At 55.7% G+C, this 20,465-nt stretch carries 17 protein-coding genes and 1 pseudogene; 12 read left to right on the forward strand and 6 right to left on the reverse strand.

What is annotated here, in order from left to right; genetic code table 11:
- Positions 1-14: 14 nt before the first annotated feature.
- Both ACO6VX_RS13365 and ACO6VX_RS13370 read right to left on the reverse strand, forming a co-directional pair.
- Positions 15-260, reverse strand: coding sequence for a hypothetical protein (locus ACO6VX_RS13365; RefSeq protein WP_010256845.1), 246 nt, complete (start codon positions 258-260; stop codon positions 15-17).
- A gap of 71 nt (positions 261-331) precedes the next feature.
- Positions 332-1,237 (reverse strand): LysR family transcriptional regulator, encoded by a 906-nt coding sequence (locus ACO6VX_RS13370; protein WP_022624205.1) that lies wholly within the window; start codon positions 1,235-1,237, stop codon positions 332-334.
- 104 nt (positions 1,238-1,341) lie between these two features.
- Between ACO6VX_RS13370 and budA the strand changes: the two genes are divergently transcribed.
- From budA to ACO6VX_RS13410, 8 genes are all read left to right on the forward strand, one after another.
- Positions 1,342-2,124, forward strand: a complete 783-nt coding sequence (gene budA, locus ACO6VX_RS13375) for an acetolactate decarboxylase (RefSeq protein WP_033759870.1) — start codon at positions 1,342-1,344, stop codon at positions 2,122-2,124.
- A 14-nt stretch (positions 2,125-2,138) separates the two neighbouring features.
- Complete coding sequence (alsS, locus tag ACO6VX_RS13380) at positions 2,139-3,818, forward strand: acetolactate synthase AlsS (RefSeq protein ID WP_010256852.1); 1,680 nt, start codon at positions 2,139-2,141, stop codon at positions 3,816-3,818.
- A 21-nt stretch (positions 3,819-3,839) separates the two neighbouring features.
- Positions 3,840-4,613, forward strand: coding sequence for a (S)-acetoin forming diacetyl reductase (locus ACO6VX_RS13385; protein ID WP_022624207.1), 774 nt, complete (start codon positions 3,840-3,842; stop codon positions 4,611-4,613).
- Between the two features lie 205 nt (positions 4,614-4,818).
- Positions 4,819-6,270 (forward strand): flagellin, encoded by a 1,452-nt coding sequence (locus ACO6VX_RS13390; protein ID WP_422431693.1) that lies wholly within the window; start codon positions 4,819-4,821, stop codon positions 6,268-6,270.
- Between the two features lie 340 nt (positions 6,271-6,610).
- Positions 6,611-7,924 (forward strand): CitMHS family transporter, encoded by a 1,314-nt coding sequence (locus ACO6VX_RS13395; protein WP_010256858.1) that lies wholly within the window; start codon positions 6,611-6,613, stop codon positions 7,922-7,924.
- Positions 7,925-8,091: 167 nt separating this feature from the next.
- On the forward strand, positions 8,092-8,931 hold the full coding sequence (locus tag ACO6VX_RS13400; RefSeq protein ID WP_159227283.1) for an MBL fold metallo-hydrolase: 840 nt from the start codon (positions 8,092-8,094) through the stop codon (positions 8,929-8,931).
- Between the two features lie 184 nt (positions 8,932-9,115).
- Complete coding sequence (gene yefM / locus ACO6VX_RS13405; RefSeq protein ID WP_010256861.1) at positions 9,116-9,367, forward strand: YoeB-YefM toxin-antitoxin system antitoxin YefM; 252 nt, start codon at positions 9,116-9,118, stop codon at positions 9,365-9,367.
- A complete protein-coding gene (locus ACO6VX_RS13410; protein WP_010256862.1) occupies positions 9,364-9,618 on the forward strand; it encodes a Txe/YoeB family addiction module toxin in 255 nt (84 codons plus the stop codon). Before yefM ends, ACO6VX_RS13410 begins: the two co-directional genes overlap by 4 nt.
- Before the next feature lie 55 nt (positions 9,619-9,673).
- Here ACO6VX_RS13410 and ACO6VX_RS13415 read toward each other — a convergent pair whose 3' ends face one another.
- Positions 9,674-12,220: an excinuclease ABC subunit A gene (locus tag ACO6VX_RS13415; protein WP_422431697.1), complete on the reverse strand. Its 2,547-nt coding sequence runs from the start codon at positions 12,218-12,220 to the stop codon at positions 9,674-9,676.
- A gap of 663 nt (positions 12,221-12,883) precedes the next feature.
- On the opposite strand from ACO6VX_RS13415, the gene ACO6VX_RS13420 reads away from it, so the two are divergent.
- The 3 genes and pseudogenes from ACO6VX_RS13420 (at position 12,884) to ACO6VX_RS13430 (ending at position 14,822) form a co-directional block, all read left to right on the forward strand.
- A complete protein-coding gene (locus ACO6VX_RS13420; RefSeq protein WP_031292265.1) occupies positions 12,884-13,342 on the forward strand; it encodes an STM2901 family protein in 459 nt (152 codons plus the stop codon).
- On the forward strand, positions 13,336-13,629 hold the full coding sequence (locus ACO6VX_RS13425) for a DUF1493 family protein (RefSeq protein WP_256844750.1): 294 nt from the start codon (positions 13,336-13,338) through the stop codon (positions 13,627-13,629). The genes ACO6VX_RS13420 and ACO6VX_RS13425 overlap by 7 nt, the downstream gene beginning before the upstream one ends.
- A gap of 99 nt (positions 13,630-13,728) precedes the next feature.
- Positions 13,729-14,822 (forward strand): annotated as a pseudogene (locus ACO6VX_RS13430) (IS3 family transposase).
- Between the two features lie 213 nt (positions 14,823-15,035).
- Here ACO6VX_RS13430 and ACO6VX_RS13435 read toward each other — a convergent pair.
- Positions 15,036-16,514: a YsnF/AvaK domain-containing protein gene (locus tag ACO6VX_RS13435; protein ID WP_061902429.1), complete on the reverse strand. Its 1,479-nt coding sequence runs from the start codon at positions 16,512-16,514 to the stop codon at positions 15,036-15,038.
- 284 nt (positions 16,515-16,798) lie between these two features.
- Positions 16,799-17,368 carry a pyridoxamine 5'-phosphate oxidase family protein gene (locus ACO6VX_RS13440; protein ID WP_010671973.1) on the reverse strand — a complete coding sequence of 190 codons (570 nt, stop codon included), beginning with the start codon at positions 17,366-17,368 and terminating at the stop codon, positions 16,799-16,801.
- A 260-nt stretch (positions 17,369-17,628) separates the two neighbouring features.
- On the opposite strand from ACO6VX_RS13440, the gene ACO6VX_RS13445 reads away from it, so the two are divergent.
- Positions 17,629-18,213 (forward strand): GNAT family N-acetyltransferase, encoded by a 585-nt coding sequence (locus ACO6VX_RS13445; RefSeq protein WP_010671972.1) that lies wholly within the window; start codon positions 17,629-17,631, stop codon positions 18,211-18,213.
- A gap of 55 nt (positions 18,214-18,268) precedes the next feature.
- Here ACO6VX_RS13445 and ACO6VX_RS13450 read toward each other — a convergent pair whose 3' ends face one another.
- Entirely contained in the window at positions 18,269-20,404 is a 2,136-nt protein-coding gene (locus ACO6VX_RS13450; RefSeq protein ID WP_033759888.1) for a putative bifunctional diguanylate cyclase/phosphodiesterase, read from the reverse strand.
- Positions 20,405-20,465: the final 61 nt, after the last annotated feature.

Here is a 20,465-nt window from a genome sequence, read left to right on the forward strand (position 1 = left end):
ATCGCCGGAAAGGATCAGTTCATCACCTCGACCAGAATCAGCGGGCACTTTCTGACTTTGCAGGCCTGACTGTAGGCCAGCGAGCAGACCGAACAGAGATCGCGCACGTCAGACTGGTACTCATACTCCATGAAATAGCGGAACTGGCCGCCCGCCGAATCTGTTCTCCAGAATCGCTGCGGCTCCAGAATTTCATCCAGTTGCCTGAATGTCAGGGCTGACGGGTTGTGAAACCCGACTCTTACGCGGTATGTAGTCATGCACCGATTATTGGCATCCCGGTCCCTGGCCGCCAGTTGGTTATTGTTTTCAGTTCAATAGCTGGCGCTTATCAACCCGCTTCGCCTGGTGCCGCAGGCTGTTCTGCCAGCAGCGCCAGCAGGTGCAGCACCGCTTTTGACGGATGAAGCCGACGCCAGGCAAAGGCAACGTCGGTAAATAGCGTGTTGTTTTCGATATCGCAGAAGCTGACCCCGGGGTTATCGACGCAGCGCATCGACTCCGGCACCAGCGCAATCCCGCAGCCCGCCGCCACCATGCCCAGCGACGTAGTGATCTGCGGAGCCTGCTGAAAAGTGTGGCGCGAAAAGCCCGCCCGCAGACAGGCAGTGACAATCAACTCATACAGGCTGGGCGAGACGTCGCGCGGGAAGATCACCAGGGTTTCCCCCGCCAGCGCGGATAGCGCCACGGTGGGTGTGCCGCTAAGGGGATGGCAGCGCGGCAGCGCAATCAGCATCTTTTCGGTGGAGATGACGCGCAGATTAAACGCCTTGCTGCTTTCACACGGCAGCCGGATAAAAGCGGCATCCAGCAATCCCTCCTGTAAATCCTGCATCAGCAAAGACATATTCTCTTCGCGGGTCAGCAGCTCCATCGCCGGATAACGTTCTTTAAACTGGCGGATCAGGGTGAAGATGCGTGGATTAAACGCTACCGAGCTGGCAAATCCCAGCGACAGCTGACCACTGATCCCGCGCGCAATACCGCGTGCGTTCTCCAGCGCCTGATCGGCCAGTTGCACAATCTGCCGGGCATCTGCCAGAAACGCTTCGCCCGCTTCGGTGAGTTCCACTCCGCGCGTCAGGCGCTTCAGCAACGGTGTGCCAATTTCCTGCTCCAGCCGCAGTATCTGCTGACTCAGCGGCGGCTGCGATATGCCCAGTATCTCGGCGGCACGAGTGAAGTGAAGCGTCTCGGCTACGGCAACAAAATAACGCAGGTGGCGAAGTTCCATATCAAAAACGTCTCAAAGTTAACAGGTTTCGCTATTGGACCCACCGACTGAATCGGTTCACCATTAGGTTAACACGGCTTAACGGTTAATCGATGAGGCATCAAATGAGCAATTGTGTAACTGATTGTTCCTGTGAGGATCAACTAAAACATACTGTCCTGACGCTTTCCCAGGATGCACCAGAAAGCGTTATCTATCAGACCTCTTTAATGAGTGCGCTGCTGAGTGGCGTTTACGACGGCAATGTCCGTATTGCCGACCTGCTGCGTAAAGGGGATTTCGGCCTGGGTACCTTTAACCGGCTGGATGGCGAGATGATCGCGTTTGACAGCAAGGTCTATCAGCTGCACGCCGACGGCAGCGCGCACCCGGCCGATCCGGCGCAGAAAACTCCGTTCGCCGTGATGACCTTTTTTAAACCGCAGCATCTGTATGAATTTGACCGGCCGATGTCGCGTGAGGCGATTCATCAGGTGATCGACAACGAAATCACCTCCGATAACCAGTTCTGCGCGCTGCGCATCAGCGGTCGTTTCAGTCGCGTCGAGACCCGCACCGTGCCATGCCAGTGTCGTCCCTATCGCTCAATGCCGGAAGTTCTGGACGATCAGCCGACCTTTGCCTTCAGCCAGCGCGCGGGCGAACTGATCGGATTCCGTACACCGCAATATATGCAGGGCATTAACGTTGCGGGCTATCACGAACATTTTATTACCGACGACCGCGAAGGCGGCGGCCACATTCTCGATTATGCGCTGGAACAGGGCACCCTGACCTTTGGTGCCATCAGCAAGCTGGTCGTGGATTTGCCGCAGGATAGCGATTTTCTCAATGCCGACCTGAACCCCGCCAATCTTGACGCCGCGATTCGTGCGGTAGAAAGCTAATCAGAGGAATGACGATGAAAACTCCAACCGATACCACACTCTGGACCTGCGGCGCTGACCTGGTGGTGGCGCAACTTGAGGCACAGGGCGTCCGCCACGTCTTTGGCATTCCTGGCGCAAAAATTGATAAAGTCTTCGACTCACTGCTGGATTCCTCCATCCAGACCATCCCGGTTCGCCACGAAGCTAACGCTGCATTTATGGCCGCCGCAGTGGGCCGCCTTACCGGCAATGCGGGCGTGGCGCTGGTCACCTCCGGGCCGGGCTGCTCCAACCTGATCACCGGCATGGCCACCGCCACCAGCGAAGGCGATCCGGTGGTGGCTATCGGCGGTCAGGTGAAGCGCTCCGACAGCGCCAAGCAGGTTCATCAGAGCATGGACACGGTTTCAATGTTTCGCCCAATCACTAAATATGCGGTTGAGGTCACCGACCCCGCTGCACTTTCTGAATGCCTGTCGAATGCGTTTCGCCACGCCGAACATGGCCGGGGCGGCGGTGCCTTTATCAGCCTGCCACAGGATATTGTCGATCAGCCGGTTACCGGCAAAGCGTTGAGCAGCAAAGGCCGCCCGGTACTGGGCGCCGCACCTGACTCAATGATCGACGCCGTCAGCGAGGCCATCGCCGGGGCTAAAAATCCGGTCATCCTGCTGGGATTAATGGCGAGCCAGACAGAGAACAGCGAAGCGATTCATGAGCTGCTGACACGCAGTCACATTCCGGTTACCAGCACCTATCAGGCAGCAGGAGCGGTCAGACAGGATCACTTCTCACGCTTCGCCGGGCGCGTCGGGCTGTTTAACAACCAGGCGGGCGACAGGCTGCTGCAACAGGCTGACCTGATCGTCACCATCGGCTACAGCCCGGTGGAATATGAACCGGCGATGTGGAACAGCGGTAACGCCACCCTGATTCATATCGACGTAATACCCGCTGAGACCGACAACCGCTATCTGCCGGATGCAGAACTGGTGGGTGATATCGCCGCCACGGTGCGTAAACTCGCCGCGCGCATCACTGCCCCACTCCAGCTGACCCCGGAAGCCGCCACCATCCTTGAGGATCGTCAGCAGCAGCGCAAATTGCTGGCGATGCAGGGTGCCAGCCTCAATCAGTTTGCTCTGCATCCGCTGCGCATTGTGCGCGCCATGCAGGACATCATTAACAGTGACGTCAGCCTTACCGTCGATATGGGCAGCTTCCACATCTGGATCGCCCGCTATCTCTACAGCTTCCGGGCCCGTCAGATCATGATCTCCAACGGTCAGCAGACGATGGGTGTGGCCCTGCCGTGGGCGATTGGTGCCTGGCTGGTCGAGCCACAGCGCAAAGTGGTTTCAGTTTCCGGCGATGGTGGTTTCCTGCAATCCAGCATGGAGCTGGAAACTGCCGTTCGCTTAAAAGCCAACATTCTGCACATCGTCTGGGTCGATAACGCCTACAACATGGTGGCGATGCAGGAAGAGAAAAAATATCACCGCGTCTCGGGCGTCAATTTTGGGCCGGTCGATTTCAAAGCCTACGCCGAAGCGTTTGGGGCAGCGGGCTTTGCGGTGACCAGTGCGGCAGAGCTGGAGCCGACGCTGCGTAAAGCGATGGATGTTCAGGGACCCGCCGTGGTCGCGGTGCCGGTCGATTACACCGACAACCCGCTGCTGATGGGTCAGCTGCATCTGAGCCAGCTTCTTTAATTTCTCAAAAAGGAAATCATGATGAAAAACAGAGTGGCATTTGTGACCGGCGCAGGCCAGGGCATTGGTGAAGCGATCGCCCTGCGTCTGGCGAAAGATGGACTGGCGGTTGCAGTAGCCGATTTTAATCAGGAGACCGCACGCCAGGTCGCGGAGAAGATCAACCAGCAGGGTGGCAAAGCGATTGCGCTGAAAGTCGATGTCTCACAGCGTGATCAGGTGATGGAAGCGGTAGAAGAGGCGCGCCGCACGCTGGGCGGCTTTGACGTCATCGTCAATAATGCCGGTATTGCGCCCTCCACGCCGATTGCTGAGATCACCGAAGCGGTGGTCGACAAGGTCTACAACGTCAATGTCAAAGGAGTGATCTGGGGCATGCAGGCCGCGATTAAAGCGTTTGCTGCAGAAGGTCACGGCGGCAAAATTATCAACGCCTGTTCTCAGGCGGGTCATGTCGGTAATCCGGAGCTGGCGGTTTACAGCTCCAGTAAGTTTGCCGTGCGCGGCCTGACGCAGACCGCTGCGCGCGATCTGGCACCTGCCGGCATCACGGTTAACGCCTTCTGCCCTGGCATTGTCAGAACACCGATGTGGGAAGAGATCGACCGCCAGATCTCTGAAGCAGCCGGCAAGCCCGTCGGTTACGGCACCGAGGAGTTTGCGAAACGCATTACGCTGGGACGTCTTTCTGAACCGGAAGATGTGGCTGCCTGCGTCGCCTACCTGGCCAGTCCTGACTCCGATTACATGACCGGTCAGTCGCTGTTGATTGATGGCGGCATGGTGTTTAACTGATCTTCGTTCGCCTGCTGCGTCATCGCGTGGCAGGCGTTTTTCCTGACCGGGTTGAACCGTTAATTTTTTTTATCTGAAAAGCGGTTAACCATCAGCCTCTTGACCGTCTGGCCCCGTATTTCCTGCCTTTTTGTCGCCACAGAGATTAAAGCTGCTTATCACCCTGCCGATAAAACAGAGACTCCTCTCCCTGTTCGAAGCGACCATGTTAACGATCAACCATAACGAAACCGCCGCGATTACGAACAAAACGCGGTACAGCACTGACTCTGTTCTGGGACGAACGGTTGAACGGTTATCATCAGGGATGAGAATTAACAGTGCCAAAGATGACGCGGCAGGTCAGGCGATTGCCAACCGCATGACGGCCAATATTAATGCCGATGCGGTGGTAGCGCGTGGCCTCAATGACGCCATCAGCTATTCCCAGACCGCCAGTGGCGGCCTTGGCAGCATCGTCGATCTGCTGATCCAGGCGCGCACCCTGTCGGTCCAGGCAGCCAACGGCACGCTGTCGGACGCCGATCGACAGAGCATCAACGGCCAGTATCAGCAGATTATGGCAGGCATCAATGAAGTGGCAGACCACACTGAGATTTTTGGCCGCTATCCACTGGCGACTAATAATCCCGATCTACCGCCTGCGAAGCTGGGTAACGTTGACCCTATCAACACGAAGTTTCCGGTGCCGGGCAAGAATTACTCCTTTACCTCTGGCGTGATCCCGCTGGCCTATATCCCGGCAGGCTCGACAGCGATAAGCATCACGATTGATTCGCTGGGTATGGATGACGATCTCCAGCTCTTTACCCGCGACGGTAAGCACCTGGTCGGTACACCACTGGACGGCAGTGCGCCTGATTACACCTGGGCCAGCAAAAGCATCACTAATTCGGCTACCGCGGATAGTCGCCTGCTGACCAGCAGTAACGGATTTGCCAGCGGTGCGGCTTATGACAGCTCGCAGTTGCTGGAGGGCGGCCCGAGCTGGACGCTGGCAAGCAGTAACAGCAGCACCTACAACGGCATGAACATCACTTACAGCGGTGACGGCGATCGCTATGAGGATGTCGCCAGCGGCGATTTCAACAACGGCACCATCACCAGTAACCGGCTTGAGCGCATCACGCTGGATACCGTCAGCGAGGATTTGATTGTGGTGGTGGTGGGCAATGGTTCCTTCACCGGTAATCTGACCTGGGGAAATCTGCCGGAACCCAAAAGCCTGCCTGCAACGCCGCCGAAGAAGAGCGAACCTATGGAGGTGGTCACCAGCGCCGATTACGGTCAGCCGATCCAGTCGGATACTATTCCGGCAACGCCATCGGATACCAAAACGCTGGGGCTGAACAACACAACGCTGCTTACAGAGGGCGATATCTCAACCACCATGAAAGCATTGGATAGCGCGCTCGAGAAGATCAGCGGTTATCAGTCGACCTATGGCGCAAAGATCAACCGTTACGAATCGAACCGTAATGTGTTATCGCAGCAGGGCGTGGATACCTCAGCGGCTCGCAGCCGCATACAGGATGCGGACTATGCTGAAGAAGCAAGCCAGCTGGCACGCAGCCAGATTATTCAGCAGGGTCAGACGGCCGTCAGCAAAATGGCGAATAAAACCCCTGAGATGATTATTCAGCTGTTAGGCAGCTAATAACGTTAACTGGCTGAGCATCATGGCTCAGCCGGTTACCCTGTTTCTCCACCACTCTACTACCCGCCTGATTCAGCCTCAGCTGGCCCGAAACCCCGGTTACACTTCGACACCCTTTGATCTCAGTCACACAATCTCGTTTAAGAACCGTTTAAAGATGATCATGATCACCCTTCTTTGTTAAAGAAATGCTAAATACTGACAACTATTTATTATCATCTTTGAATGCAGGGTTAATTAAAACAACAGGTTAATCATTACCACGCTAAGTAATTACCTGAATTTTCCTGCCGGTATGTAACTTTTTCATTACTTTTCCGCCATTGCGAGGGCTGTTAATTTGCTGACGATACTGGGTTTTTCCATGGTTGTTTGCTTCATGTATCTGATCATGACCAAACGCATGTCAGCCTTGATTGCGCTGATCCTGATACCAACCATATTTGCGCTGATTGGCGGTTTTTACGCAGGTCTGGGTGCCATGATGCTGGACGGCGTCAAAAAGCTGGCCCCTACCGGCGTGATGCTGACCTTCTCCATTCTCTATTTCGGTCTGATGATCGATGCCGGATTGTTTGACCCACTGGTGCGCTTTATTCTTCGGATGGTGCGCGGTGACCCCCTGAAAGTGCTGGTCGGAACGGCGGTACTAACGCTGCTGGTTTCTCTGGATGGTGACAGCTCTACCACTTACATGATTGCCATTGCCGCATTCCTGCCGCTCTATCACCGGCTGGGCATGAACGTGCTGATGATGACCTGTCTGGTGAACCTTGCCAGCGGCATCATGAACCTCTCACCCTGGGGAGGTCCGACAGCCCGTGCAGCGGCGGCACTGCGCATTGACGCCCTTGATATCTTTATTCCGATGCTGCCAGCCATGCTGCTGGCCTGTGCCAGCCTGGTGGCGATGGCGGTGCTGTTTGGCCTGCGTGAGCGTAAGCGCCTTGGCGTGATGACCATGAAAGATCATCATCTCGACAACATTGAGCTGGGGCTGGGCGATGCCGAAGAGTGCGCAGCCAATCGCCGTCCGAAAATGTTCTGGCCTAACTTCATCCTGACCACCGTGCTGCTGGTGCTGCTGGTGATTGGTTTAATGCCGATTCAGATCCTGTTTATGCTGGCGTTTGCGATAGCGGTGATGCTCAACTATCCCACGCTGGAGGAGCAGAAAGCCCGCATCAGCTCTCATGCCGGTAACGTGCTGGCGGTGACCGCATTAATTTTTGCCGCCGGTATTTTCACCGGCATCCTCTCCGGCACCGGCATGGTTGACGCCATGGCGAAGAGCCTGCTGGCTGTGATCCCGCCCAGCTTCGGACCTTACCTGGCGGTGTTCACCGCGCTGGTCAGTCTGCCGTTTACCTTCTTTATGTCGAATGATGCCTTTTACTTCGGCATTCTGCCGGTTATCGCCCAGACGGCGGCTAGCTACGGCATTACCGCAGAAGAGATCGCCCGCGCTTCTATTGTCGGCCAGCCATTCCACCTGCTGAGTCCGCTGGTGCCGTCAGTCTACCTGCTGGTGGGTCTGGCGAAAGTCGACATCGGCGACCACCAGCGCTTTGCAATTAAGTGGGGGATTCTGGTCAGTCTGGTGCTGATGGCAGGCGGTCTGCTGACCGGTGCTTTCCCGCTGTTCCACACCTGATAATCCTCTGCTTTCTGGCGGATAACCGGCAATTTTGCCCGGTTATCCGCTTCACCGCTCCGCCTACTGCGTCATCCCTCTCTACACTCTATAGCCAGGCTGATGTGCTGCGCGCCGGACAGGGCGTAGCCTCTCAGAAATATCCCCATTGTCCCTATGGAGGCCCGATGAAAATTCACCACCTTAACTGTGGCTGTATGTGTCCGCTGGGCGGCGCGTTCTATGATGGATTCAGTAAAGGCCTGAAAGCACATCTGGTCTGTCACTGTCTGTTGATTGAGACGGATCGCGACGGGCTGGTGCTGGTGGATACCGGCTTTGGTCGCCAGGATATCCATACGCCCGGCAGCCGCCTGTCCGGCTTTTTCCGTGCATTAAACAATATTCAGCGCCGCGATAATCTCACCGCACTGTCACAGGTTACGTCACTGGGTTTCCGGGCTGAGGATGTGCGTCATATTATTCTGACCCATCTCGACTTCGATCATGCTGGCGGACTAACCGATTTTCCGCAGGCGCGAATTCATCTGTTGCAGCAGGAGGTGGATACCGCGCATCAGCGCCATAGCTGGCTGTCACGGGAACGTTACCGGCCCGGACAATGGGGTGGGATCAGCAACTGGGAAACCTATCAGCCGCAGGGAGAAAAGTGGTTTGGTTTTGAGGCGGTTAATCGCCTGCGTGACTTACCGCCGGAGATCTTGTTAGTTCCGCTGGCGGGCCATACGCCGGGTCACGCGGGTATCGCGATTCAGCAACCCGATGGCTGGCTGCTGCACGGCGGCGATGCCTGGTTTTACCGCGGCGAAATGCGGCAGCAGACACGGCACTGCACGCCAGGACTGCGCTTTTACCAGTGGATGATGGGCATGGATAACGTGGCCAGACGACACAATCAGCAGCGACTGCGTGAGCTCTCCTGCCAGCGCGGCGGCGAAATCACCTTTTTTTGCAGTCACGACGCCCGTGAGCTGGATGCGTTACAGGTTAATGCGCCGCTGCGCTGATGAGAAAATACCCGTATTCACTGATTCGAGCAGCATGGTGACCGGATGAAAACTCAGGGTTATGGTTTGTCAGGCGCCTGTTACTTTGTCGCTTTCGCGATTTCATATCCAGTCTTCTCACTTAAGCTTCCTTGTCATAGCTTATCATTGTACAATGATTTGTATTACTTACTACGGAGGTACTATGAGAGCAATCAGTTACAGCGAAGCCCGACAGAATCTGTCTGCCACTATGGTTCAGACAGTTGAAGATAAAGCGCCGGTATTGATCACTCGCCAGAACGGTGAATCCTGCGTGCTGATGTCGCTTGAGGAATATAACTCACTGGAAGAGACGGCATACCTGCTGCGGTCACCTAAAAATGCGCGCAGGTTGATGGATTCTATCGAAAGCCTGCAAAGCGGTAACGGGACTGACAGGGATATTATTGAGTGAAACTAACCTGGTCCGCAGAAGCCTGGGAAGATTATCTCTACTGGCAGGATGCCGATAAAAAAACCGTTAAAAAGATAAACGAGCTGCTCAAAGATGCCAGCAGGACGCCTTTTGAAGGCAAAGGAAAACCCGAGCCGTTAAAGCATAATCTTGCAGGTTTCTGGTCACGCAGAATCACGGCAGAACATCGGCTGGTGTACGCTGTCAGCGGGGATGCTCTATTGATTGCCTCATGCCGTTATCATTACTGACGGGCTCAGGAGCTTGCGCCTGAGCCCTTACAATGCACCAGTTTCAGCGGCGTAATCATCCACCGCAATCCGGATCACCCGCCCTCTTTTTCAGCTGTGCGGAAAGCCAGGGCGCAGTCAGACTCTCTGCAGATGCGCTGACCTCTTCCGGTGAGCCGGAGGAGACAACCCTTCCTCCTTTAAGACCCGAGCCGGGACCCAGATCAATCACCCAGTCCGCCTCTGCCACTATGCGCATGTTGTGTTCCGCCATAATTACGGTATGACCACGCTTTACCAGTTCATCCAGCACTACCAGCAGCTTATCCATGTCAGACGGGTGCAATCCTGTTGAAGGTTCATCAAGCAGATAAAGCGTGGGCGTACGCTGGACCCGCTGCAGCTCCCAGGCAAGCTTGATACGCTGGCACTCGCCGCCCGACAGTTCAGTGGCGGGCTGACCCAGGGTCAGATATCCCAGCCCCAGCGACGTCAGTGCCTTAAGCGAACGCTGGATCCCGTCATGTCCATGAAACACCTTAGTGGCGTCGTCCACGGTCAGATCAAGCACATCCGCTATCGTCAGGTTGTTCCATTTCACCTCCAGCGTTTCGGGGTTATAACGGCTTCCCGCGCAGACGGAACAGGTTGCGGTAGCGCTCGGCATGAAGAGCAGCTCAATCGAAATCTGTCCCTGCCCTTCACAGGCAGGACAGCGTCCGGCTGGCAGATTGAAGGAAAACCGGCTGGCGCTGAAGCCTTTGGCTTTCGCCGCGTCGGTGTCTGCAAACAGCCTGCGGACGATATCGAAAAATCCGGTGTAAGTGGCCAGATTTGAGCGTGGTGTCCGGCCAATAGGACGCTGATCGATTCTGACCAATCGGCCGATGGCGTCACTTCCGCTGACAACCTGACCCTTAACGTGCGGCACCAGATCCTCTTCCTCGCCCTCCTCGATGTCAGGCGTTTTGTCAAAACGTCCGAGCATTTCCGGAAGCACGCGATTCAGCAGCGTCGATTTTCCGGAGCCGGACACGCCGGTGACGGCCGTCATTCTCCCCAGAGGGATGGCGATATCCACTCCGGCAATATTGTTGCAATAGACCTGTTCAAAGCAGAGCCAGCTCTCTGCGGGCCGGCGCTGGCGCAGCCCGGTATAGTTTCGTGAGAAAAGATAGCCCGAGGTGGGTGACGCACTGACTTCTTCAAGCCCTGCTGGTTCGCCGTTATAGACGATCTCGCCGCCATGCGTTCCCGGGCCGGGGCCGACCTCAATGAGCCAGTCTGCCTCGGCGATGAGGTCAATATTATGTTCGACGACCACCAGAGAATTACCGGCACGCACCAGGTTCTTCAGGGATGCGAGCAGCGATTTGACATCATCGGGATGCAGTCCGGCTGACGGCTCATCCAGCACATAAAGCACGCCAAACAGCCGCGATATCAGCTGGGTGGCCAGACGCACGCGCTGCAGCTCGCCGGATGAGAGTACGGTGGTACGGCGTCCCGGCGCCAGATGACCCAGACCCAGCGTTTCCAGCTGCTCAAGCCGCATACAGATATCCGACGCCATCCGGATGACCGCCTCACGCAGTGCCGCCTCTGCCGGCAGGTCCGGTGATGCGCCACGCGCATAAGGCTTCAGCAGTTCAGCGAGCTCTGAGACCGACAGCTCACTCAGGCTGGCAATGTCATGCCCGGCAAAGGTCACGGACAGCGCATCCCGGTTTAGCCTTTTACCGTGGCATTCAGAACAGGGAGTGACCGTCACAAAGCGCGCCAGCCGTTTCTTCGTCGTCTCGCTGCCACCCGAATAACTCTGCAGCACGATTTTTGCTGCACTGGTGTACGTGCCGGTATAAGCCGGCTCTTCGCCCGCCGCCAGCGCGTTTTCGCGCTGCTCAGCGTTCAGACCGACAAAAATCGGCACAGATGGTTGTTCGTCAGTCAGTAGTATCCACTGCTGGTCGCGGGCTGAAAGCGTATTCCAGGGCGCATCGACATCGTAGCCGAGCGTCTCAAGGATGCTGCGCAGGTTTTTGTTATGCCAGCCTCTGGGCCAGGAAGCGATAGTCCCCTGGCGGATGCTCAGTGAGCCATCCGGCACCATCGACTCGGTTTTAACGGTGTGCACTCTTCCCAGTCCCTGGCAATGCGGACAGGCACCTTCAGGATTGTTAGGCGAGAAATAATCGGCGGTCATAAAGGGAACGCCTTCAGGCCTTACGCCCGCACGGGAAAACAGCAGGCGCAGCGTGACAGAAATTCGGGTGAGGCTGCCCACCGTTGAACGCTCCTGCGCGCCAGCCCGGCTCTGCTGAAGCGCCACCGCGGGTGGAAGTCCGTCAATATTATCCACATCCGGCGCAGCAGCCTGATCGATCAGACGACGGGCATGTGGTGACACCGACTCGATAAACCGGCGCTGGGCTTCCGCATAGAGGGTATCAAAGGCGAGGGACGATTTACCGGAGCCTGAAACCCCGGTGAACACCACCATGGCGTTGCGGGGAAATCGCAGTGAAACATCTTTGAGATTATGTGTTCTTGCACCCTGAACCGAGATATAAGGATCAATGTGCTCATCAGCGCGGTAATGATCGGCGTTGCGTTGTTCTGTCATGATTTCCCTGATTGATAATGCACGGCAGATTCACGATCGCCTGCCGTTAATGACTAAAAATTGCAGATGCTAATCCGGCGTTCAGGCTATCCGGCCCGCTTTGGGAATAGAAACAACAGCAAGGGTAGTCAGGGATCGCGGTCTGCACAACGCGAGGGGGGTTCATCGCTTCGTGGCAGCACAGACTGGTAACCAGCATGTACAGGAAGCCTTCTTATCTCTTAAGAAAACCCTGGAGCAAACTTAAATAAGGCAAAGCCATCACTAGCAAATCGCTTATGTGACTCTGATGTAGATTCCGGTGGTATCGATAAATGCAGGTCTATGTAAGGTATGGATATAAAGAATGGGAAATGTTTAATACCCCACGAACCTTTCTATAACCTTTATCTCTCTATGGCCAGGTATGCACTCCAGAGTGCCTGGTGCCGTCCCGCTCCCGTTATTCAGCGCGCTGACGGCATAAAAAATCATTTAAGACATAAGGATAGCGAAACCATGCCCATTTCTGAAATGATGCCGCGAGTGCCTGTAGGGAGATGAGGTGAAATTACCGTTTTTTATTATCCTGTCCCAGACCGTCAGGTTGTCAAGCATGAACGCGCGAGGTATTGTTTAAAAAGCATCAGGATGATGAATGAAGTGAACTTGTGGGAGCTGGCAGTGGATACGACTGAAGAACTCAATAACACCTATTTCTACGCAGGTAGACCGAACCTCACCGCTGGTGAGCTCTTTTTCATGATTTTCTGTGAAGAAGTCGCTGAACAGCTGGGCATTGATGACTTCGGAGCGATCGTGGCCATCCTGTCTGGACGTAATGTCCTGACTACCCGCACCAAACCGCGCGATGCTCTCAAAGGTACCTCCTATGCCTCACGGGCAGCACGCAGAGTATTCCCTAACGCCAAGTTTCCTTTCGGCATACAGCTCCCCACCATCGTAGGGGGATACCCGCCCCGGACCGCGCGTATCCTTTTTACGCATAAGCTCAGCACCTTTGTTGGTCGGGCGATACCCGTCGTGGGCTGGGTGATTCTGGCAAGAGACGTTGCCGATATCAGTTTCAATTCGGTCAGACTGTACAATGCCATCGCTCGCGGGGAGGATAAGTTATGGTAGATGACACACAGGCACGCGTAATGGCACTCATTGAGCCGTGGAACGGCCGATCGCTGCTTACGTTCCGGAAAAAAACACTCACGCCAGAGATGTCGCTTAATCAGGACATGAAGCTTGACCCGGAGGACGCTGCGGAATGCCTTCAGAACGTCTTCGATGCGTTTGGAATGGATTCTGATCTGGTGACTTTCAGCCTCTACTATCCAAAAAACCCGCGCGAGGCCATCCCTCTTACTATCGGGATGGTAATCGAGTCAGCCCGTGCCAAGCGATGGTGCTATGACTGATATGACCTGCTCCCCGTTGATTAGTACACCCCGATGTTAGTAATGTCTTCATAAGCCACATGAGGGCATCCCCATGAAGAAGCGTTTTCCTACGAACAGATCATCAGTATCCTCCGCGAGGCCGAAGCCGGGGTTTCTGCACGGGAACTCTGCCGTAAGTATGCTATTTCAGACGCTACTTTCTACACCTGGCGCAAGAAGTTTGGCGGCATGGAAGTCCCTGAGGTAAAGCGGCTTAAGTTACTTGAAGAGGAGAACGTCCGCCTTAAGAAGCTGCTCGCCGAAGCCATGCTGGATAAGGAGGCGCTTCAGGTGGCTTTGGGTCGAAAGTTCTGACGACAGACCAGAAGCGGGAAGCCGTGGAAGTCATATGTGATGCAACGGGTCTGTCGCAACGTCGTGCCTGCAGGCTGGCAGGTCTGTCTCTTTCAACCTGCCGTTATTCAGCTCAGCGTCCGGCTGCTGACGCGCAGCTATCTCTACGCATCACAGAGCTGGCACCTGAACGCCGTCGCTTTGGTTACCGGCGGATCTGGCAGTTATTGCGTCGTGAGGGCCTTCACGTCAACCACAAGCGGGTATACCGCATTTATCACCTTAACGGCCTGAGTGTGAAGCGCAGACGACGTCGTAAGGGTCTGGCGACTGAGCGGCTTCCGCTGCTTCGCCCGGATGCGCCCAATCTGACCTGGTCAATGGATTTCGTCATGGATGAACTGGCCACCGGTCGCAGGATCAAGTCCCTTAACTGCGTCGATGACTTCACAAAGGAATGCCTGACTGTCACTGTTGCCTTTGGGATTTCAGGCGTGCAGGTCACGCATATTCTGGACAGTATTGCGCTGTTTCGCGGATATCCGGCTACGATAAGAACTGACCAGGGGCCGGAGTTTAACTGTAGAGCACTTGACCAATGAGCCTTTGAGCATTGCGTGGAGCTGCGGCTTATTCAGCCCGGTAAACCGACACAGAACGGATTTATTGAGAGTTTTAACGGACGCTTTCGCGATGAATGCCTGAATGAACACTGGTTCAGCGATATTGTTCATGCCCGGAAAATCATTAATGACTGGCGGCAGGACTATAACGAGTCCAGACCTCATTCATCGCTGAATTACCAGACGCCGTCTGAATTTGCAGCAGGCTGGAGAAATGGAAAATCAGAAGGTGAACAAACCGACATTACTAACTGATCGTTGTATCTAATACTAGGGGCAGGTCACGAATAACGTACACACACTTAAGACGAGAGCTCTATACAACTTTCAATGTGGCCATTCTCCGTCAACGGGTGTCAGGTCTAAGTGATGCCATTAAATTGCCTACAGAATTTCAGTGTGATTTATGAAAAAAACCCGTCTGCGACGGGTTTTCAGGCATAGAAGGCGACAATCACCGCTCCGGCATTACGGCTTTTTAAACTTGTCTTCGACTTTCTCTTTCGCTTCTGCGATTTTATCACCAGCTTTCTCAGCAAAACCCTCTTTATGCGCTGGCTCGCTGCCTGGCGTTACCGGACGAGTGTCGTGGTCAGCGCGGGCCTGACGTGTGCTTTCAAGCAACGGATCGGCCACAGTACGATTCCCGGTCAGCCGGTCTGCACCGAGAGGATCTGTACTGGCATGGTCAATATCCACTTCCTGACGGCGTACCGAATCGTTGATAGTTTCAACCCGATCGCTTGTCTCTTTGCGTAACACCACCTCTTCAATGATCTCCGCGGTCTTATTAATTACGGGCTGCTCATGCGTCTCTTCCACTTCGACAGTTTTTTCAGACCAGTCAACATGAGTGGGTGAACCTGATTCATTCACCGGACGACGGAAGATTGCGGCGTGCTGCTCATGCAGCGAGACATTTTCTGAGACCTGATCGGTGACAGTGTAGCGACGAACGCGGGTTGAACCTTCACTTACCAGACGTTTACCCACTTCCAGTCGCTCCTCGGCCAGACGCAGTACATCCTCGTCACTTTCGTCACCGGTCAGGGCGGTACGGGCAGCGCCACGATGGGCAGGATCGTTAGAGAGCGGATCGACGGCGGCATTATCCTGAAGCGTTCCACTGGCAGGTGCAGTCAGACCATCACTGGTCGCGTAACCGGGCGCGTAATCATCGGGCAGCGCCGCACTGCGCTCGGTAAGTTCTTCATGTGCATCAAGGATGCCCAGGGCGCGAGGTAACTCATCTTCATCGGCCCGCAGCGACAGCACTACTCCGCCGGTTCGCATCGCGTCTTCATACACTTCGGCCTGATCCTCCTCCAGCGTATTGCCGAACAGGCGTTGCCAGAAGCCAGGGTGACGGGCCTCCTGACCTTCGGTACGCAAACGATCACCGGAGATGATATCAATGTCATCATCCAGGAACCCGGCCTTGATCAGGTTACGCTTTGCACCCTCTGCCAGTGAGATATTGCTGAACATTGTTACGATTGTTTCACGCGCCATGTTGTGTTCCTCGGTGATGGATTCGGACGGCTCTGAATAGGGTGTACGGGTCAGGTGAGCGTGCTGTTTGCGCAGGGAGACGACCTGTTCTGTCGCTTCCTCACTGACAACTTTGCGGATATGCCACTCCTCTTTCAGCACCAGATGACGAACGATCTCGATTTCCTCTTCAACGACAGGAATGATCAGAACGCCATTTTCTTCACGGATCTCCGGCATCTCAGCCAGCCGTTCCGATTTAGGAATGCGTTCTATTTCCGCCGTCTGGTGCCGGAGCATCAGCGCAATCTTCTGCTGATGCTCAGTGACCTGTCGGGTAACCCTGACATGACCGTCGATGACCCGCTGTTTCGAGACCTCAACGGTTTCCTCCGCCAGGCTTAGCACCTGGTCGCTACCCTCTGACCCTGGTTTTTCAGGAGGTTGATTGTTCATGTTTAACCTGCCTGTAATACAGAGCGATCATTTGTACTTTTCTTTACCTTGAGCATAAGTCACTGCTTTTCGGTTAGTTAAAGCCTGGCACAAACAATGACAAAAGACAGTAAAAAGCAGAAAAACGCCATTATATGAAGATAACGTGGTGCTAAAATCGATTAAGCGGTGCGGCAGATAAAAAACAGCTAACGAAGCGGCAGACAGTGAAATCTCTTTTATCGCGTGCGGAAAGAGGATCAATCAGGCGTTAACCCGACCCGAAGTGAATCAGGCATATCGGGTCAGGGGTTAAGCCATTCGCTTTCCTGCAGTTCGCCATTAGCCGAATAGCGAAACAGGGCGCGCTGATTTTCGTTTCGCTGAAGCTGATAGGCGTCCAGCACACTGGCCTGCAAAATCACCACGCCAAAGCGGGATTCCCCGGTTTCCGTTGCTGCCGCGTCAGGCGTCTCATCAGCCGTTGCCCGTGCTTCCCCCGGAGGTCCGCCGGTGTAAGTCTGCCGCGTGTGCTGCGGTAACGCACGCCAGGCTGCCCGGGCAACATCACTTCCCGCCGCATAACACGCAACCCGCCCTGCCAGCCGTAACTGCAGGCGACGCTGATGGCAATATCCCAGCACGGTGACCTGCGGATTCGCCGCCATCTCCTGCCACTTCGGGCTGCGAACATCCGTATGAAATGTCAGCATCCTGCGGTCATCGGCACACTTGCGCAGAACCACGGTGCGCGCCTGAGGTTGTAGCAGAGCATCGACCGTACAGAGCATCAGATAACGAAATCCACCCTGTGGATCGGTTGCAGATTCCTGCAGCGCAGCCCAGGCTCCAGTTTCAAACGTTTTCAATTCCATGGGGATTACTCTCATCAGGATCAATTTTCAGCCATCTGGCTAAAAGCGTAGCAATGAAGTGGACAGAAGGCCTGACAGCGCAGCGATAAGAGCAAATGTGGCAAGCGGGAGCTGGACAATGCACGAGAGCAGGAGCTGTTGAGATAGCGTCGGGATTGCGGGATACCTCGCAGAGCGGCAAAAGCGCGTCCCGCCAGTCAGCCACTCTGTGTTATTTTTGCGCCATCGCCACAGAGATCCGATCCGCAGGGAGTTGCACGATGACAACTGAAGAGTCTGCTAAAGTACCGGCTGAAATACCGCTGAAAGTCACCTCGCCGCGCCTGACTTATCGGCCACTTCGGCAGGAAGACTGGCCCTTCTATCTGGCAGTCAGTCAGGATAGATCGGTGATGCAGTACATCAGCGATCCGCGCAGCGCTGAAGAGATCAGAACCCACTCATTTGATGTCCGCCTGCCCGCCTGGTACAAGGGCTGCAGGCACTGGCTCTGTCTGGTTATCGGAGAAAAAACATCCGGTGCTCCGGCTGGCTTTTGCGGGTTTATCGATCGTGGAGAGGGTATTGCGGAGTTTGGCTTTATTCTGGCCGCAGATGCGCAGGGCAAAGGCTACGGCAGCGAGTCTCTGCATGCCATTATCACGTTCTGCTTTGAGCAACAGGAATACCGCAAACTGATCGCGACGGTGACAGCAGGCAATGCGGCCTCACGCCGGACCCTGATTTCAGCGGGCTTTGTGCAGGAGGGGACGTTGCGGCAGAACTTCTTCCTCAACGGCCAGTGGCAGGATGACTGGATCTTCGGCTTGCTGAAACAGGAATACCAGCCCGCACACTCACCCTGAGGCGCAGACTATCAGCGTCGGGCATCCTCCGCTCCGTTCGCCACAATCATACCGATTAGCGTGGCGTAACGTCATAACCGCTGGCGATAGCGATAGCGGGCGCACAGTGCTCCTCTCCGCACAGCATCGCCTCAAAGTCCGCCGGCGTCAGTGGCTGGCACAGGCCATTGCCCTGCATAATGTCGCATCCGGCGGCCGTAACAAAAGCGATCTGCTCTTTGTCTTCCACCCCTTCGGCGGCCACCCGGATACCCAGGCTTTTGCCGAGCGCGGTAATGGCCCGGAACATCATACGCACCCGCATGCTGGAACCCAGCTCGTGCGTCATCGACTTATCGATTTTAAAACCCGTCACAACGCTATAGCGCAGCAGGTTAATCGCCCCCAGCGTACGCCCGTAATGATCGATAACGAACGAGGCTCCCGTTCGGCGTACGGCGTCAACCTGAACCGGCATATCCTGCATCAGCACGGCCAGCAGTGGCTCATCCACTTCCAGCTCAACAAAACCGGCATCGCCTCCGGCACTCTCACGTATTACCGTCTCCAGGCTGTTCCCTGCCAGCTGGCGCGGAAACAGGTTAATGCTGACGCGAAGCTGAGGAGAGCGAACCTGCCACTGCCGGACCTGTGCCAGAGCACTGCGGATGATCCATTCACCCAGCGTGACTGAAAGCGGACTTTTAACCAGCATGCCGATAAATTCAGCCGGCAACAGCAGCCCGCGCGTCGGATGCTGCCAGCGCACCAGCGTCTCGCAGCCAATAAGCTTTCCGCTTTCAACGTCGTAGCGGGGCTGATAGTAAAGAGTGAACTGCTGCTGCCGCACCGCCGTTTCCAGTTCGCGCTCAAAACGGCGCCGCTGCTGCTCCGCTTCACGAAACGCGGGCATAAACAGCATGCTGCAGCCTTTACCCGACGCTTTGGCGCGATAGAGCGCCAGATCAGCGGCGGACATCACCGAAGAGGGATCCCTGCCGTGCTCCGGATAGGAGGCGATGCCGGTGCTGGCACCGACCACCACTGGTGAGTCGTGATAGCGGAACGGCGTCTGAACGGCCGCAATCAGTTTCTCCGCCGTGATCGCCGCCTCTGCGCTGCCGCCCGCTAACAGGATCACAAATTCATCACCGCCCAGGCGCGCAGCCGTCACGGCACTGGCGCAGACCGCACGAATCTGTTCGGCAACGTGGCACAACAACGCATCGCCTGCAGCATGCCCCAGCGTATCGTTAACCTCTTTAAAACCATCGAGATCGGTCATCAGTAACGTATAGGGGACGCCCGCCCTGGTCAGCTGGCCGACCTGATCCATAAACGCGCTGCGGCTGGCGAGACGTGTCAGCATATCCAGTGAGGCCAGCTCACAGAGCCGCGCCTCACTCTCATAGCGGGCCGTGACATCGCGGATGATCATGCCCACCAGCCGTTCGCCCTCTTCACGCCAGCCCGAAAAAGAGACCTCTGCCGGAAATTCACGACCTTCACGCGTAACACCCCATATCTGCAAAGAGCGAGGGTGCGAGATAGCCGCTTCGTCAGAGGTAATCCGGACCAGTTCATTACGGTAGTCAGCCTGGCAGCGAGCAGGGATCAGCTCGCTGATATACTGGCCGCGCATCTCCTCTGCGCTGTAGCCGAACAGCGCGGTGGCGGCCGGGTTCCAGAAGGTTATGCCACGCCGAAGGTCAGTGCAGACAATGGCGTCAGGCGAAGTGGATGAGATCGCCTCGAGTCGCTGCTGGCTGGTGTAGCGCAATAACTCCAGACGATGCATCTCCATGCGATCCATCACCAGTGCAGCAATATCGTTCAGATGCTTTCGATCCTCTGCAGTTAACGGCTCACGAGGATGGCTGTCGGTCAGGCAGACCGTGCCAATATGATGCCCATCCGGGGTCGAAAGCGGGATCCCCGCGTAAAAGCGGATAAAGGGGTAGCCGTGAACCAGCGGACTGTCGCGGAAGCGCGGATCTTTCAGCGTATCGGGCACGCAGAGGATATCGCCCTGCGCCAGCGTATGGTGGCAGAAGGCGACGTTGCGTGCCGTACCTGAAATATTTAAACCGTACCGGGAGGCGAAGAACTGCCGCTTTTCGTCGATAAGCGAGACAAAAGCGACCGGCACCCGAAACAGCCGCGCGGCAAGCGTAGTGAGGCGATCCAGCGCATCGGTCGGCGGTGAATCCATCAGATGATACTGCTTAAGTGCGTCGAGGCGAGCCGCCTCGGCATCATGATAAACTGGACGT

The sequence above is a fragment of the Pantoea sp. BJFS-204 genome (assembly GCF_049310725.1).
In the GTDB taxonomy this organism is placed as follows: Bacteria; Pseudomonadota; Gammaproteobacteria; order Enterobacterales; family Enterobacteriaceae; genus Pantoea; species Pantoea agglomerans.

What these genes read in the sequence shown, in the direction of transcription:
- ACO6VX_RS13390 (WP_422431693.1), top strand. Translation starts at nt 4,819, where the DNA reads ATGTTAACGATCAACCATAACGAAACCGCCGCGATTACGAACAAAACG.
- ACO6VX_RS13415 (WP_422431697.1), bottom strand. Translation starts at nt 12,220, where the DNA reads ATGACAGAACAACGCAACGCCGATCATTACCGCGCTGATGAGCACATT.
- alsS (WP_010256852.1), top strand. Translation starts at nt 2,139, where the DNA reads ATGAAAACTCCAACCGATACCACACTCTGGACCTGCGGCGCTGACCTG.
- ACO6VX_RS13435 (WP_061902429.1), bottom strand. Translation starts at nt 16,514, where the DNA reads ATGAACAATCAACCTCCTGAAAAACCAGGGTCAGAGGGTAGCGACCAG.
- ACO6VX_RS13365 (WP_010256845.1), bottom strand. Translation starts at nt 260, where the DNA reads ATGACTACATACCGCGTAAGAGTCGGGTTTCACAACCCGTCAGCCCTG.
- budA (WP_033759870.1), top strand. Translation starts at nt 1,342, where the DNA reads ATGAGCAATTGTGTAACTGATTGTTCCTGTGAGGATCAACTAAAACAT.
- ACO6VX_RS13400 (WP_159227283.1), top strand. Translation starts at nt 8,092, where the DNA reads ATGAAAATTCACCACCTTAACTGTGGCTGTATGTGTCCGCTGGGCGGC.
- ACO6VX_RS13425 (WP_256844750.1), top strand. Translation starts at nt 13,336, where the DNA reads ATGGTAGATGACACACAGGCACGCGTAATGGCACTCATTGAGCCGTGG.
- ACO6VX_RS13450 (WP_033759888.1), bottom strand. Translation starts at nt 20,404, where the DNA reads ATGGATTCACCGCCGACCGATGCGCTGGATCGCCTCACTACGCTTGCC.
- ACO6VX_RS13445 (WP_010671972.1), top strand. Translation starts at nt 17,629, where the DNA reads ATGACAACTGAAGAGTCTGCTAAAGTACCGGCTGAAATACCGCTGAAA.
- yefM (WP_010256861.1), top strand. Translation starts at nt 9,116, where the DNA reads ATGAGAGCAATCAGTTACAGCGAAGCCCGACAGAATCTGTCTGCCACT.
- ACO6VX_RS13440 (WP_010671973.1), bottom strand. Translation starts at nt 17,368, where the DNA reads ATGGAATTGAAAACGTTTGAAACTGGAGCCTGGGCTGCGCTGCAGGAA.
- ACO6VX_RS13370 (WP_022624205.1), bottom strand. Translation starts at nt 1,237, where the DNA reads ATGGAACTTCGCCACCTGCGTTATTTTGTTGCCGTAGCCGAGACGCTT.
- ACO6VX_RS13385 (WP_022624207.1), top strand. Translation starts at nt 3,840, where the DNA reads ATGAAAAACAGAGTGGCATTTGTGACCGGCGCAGGCCAGGGCATTGGT.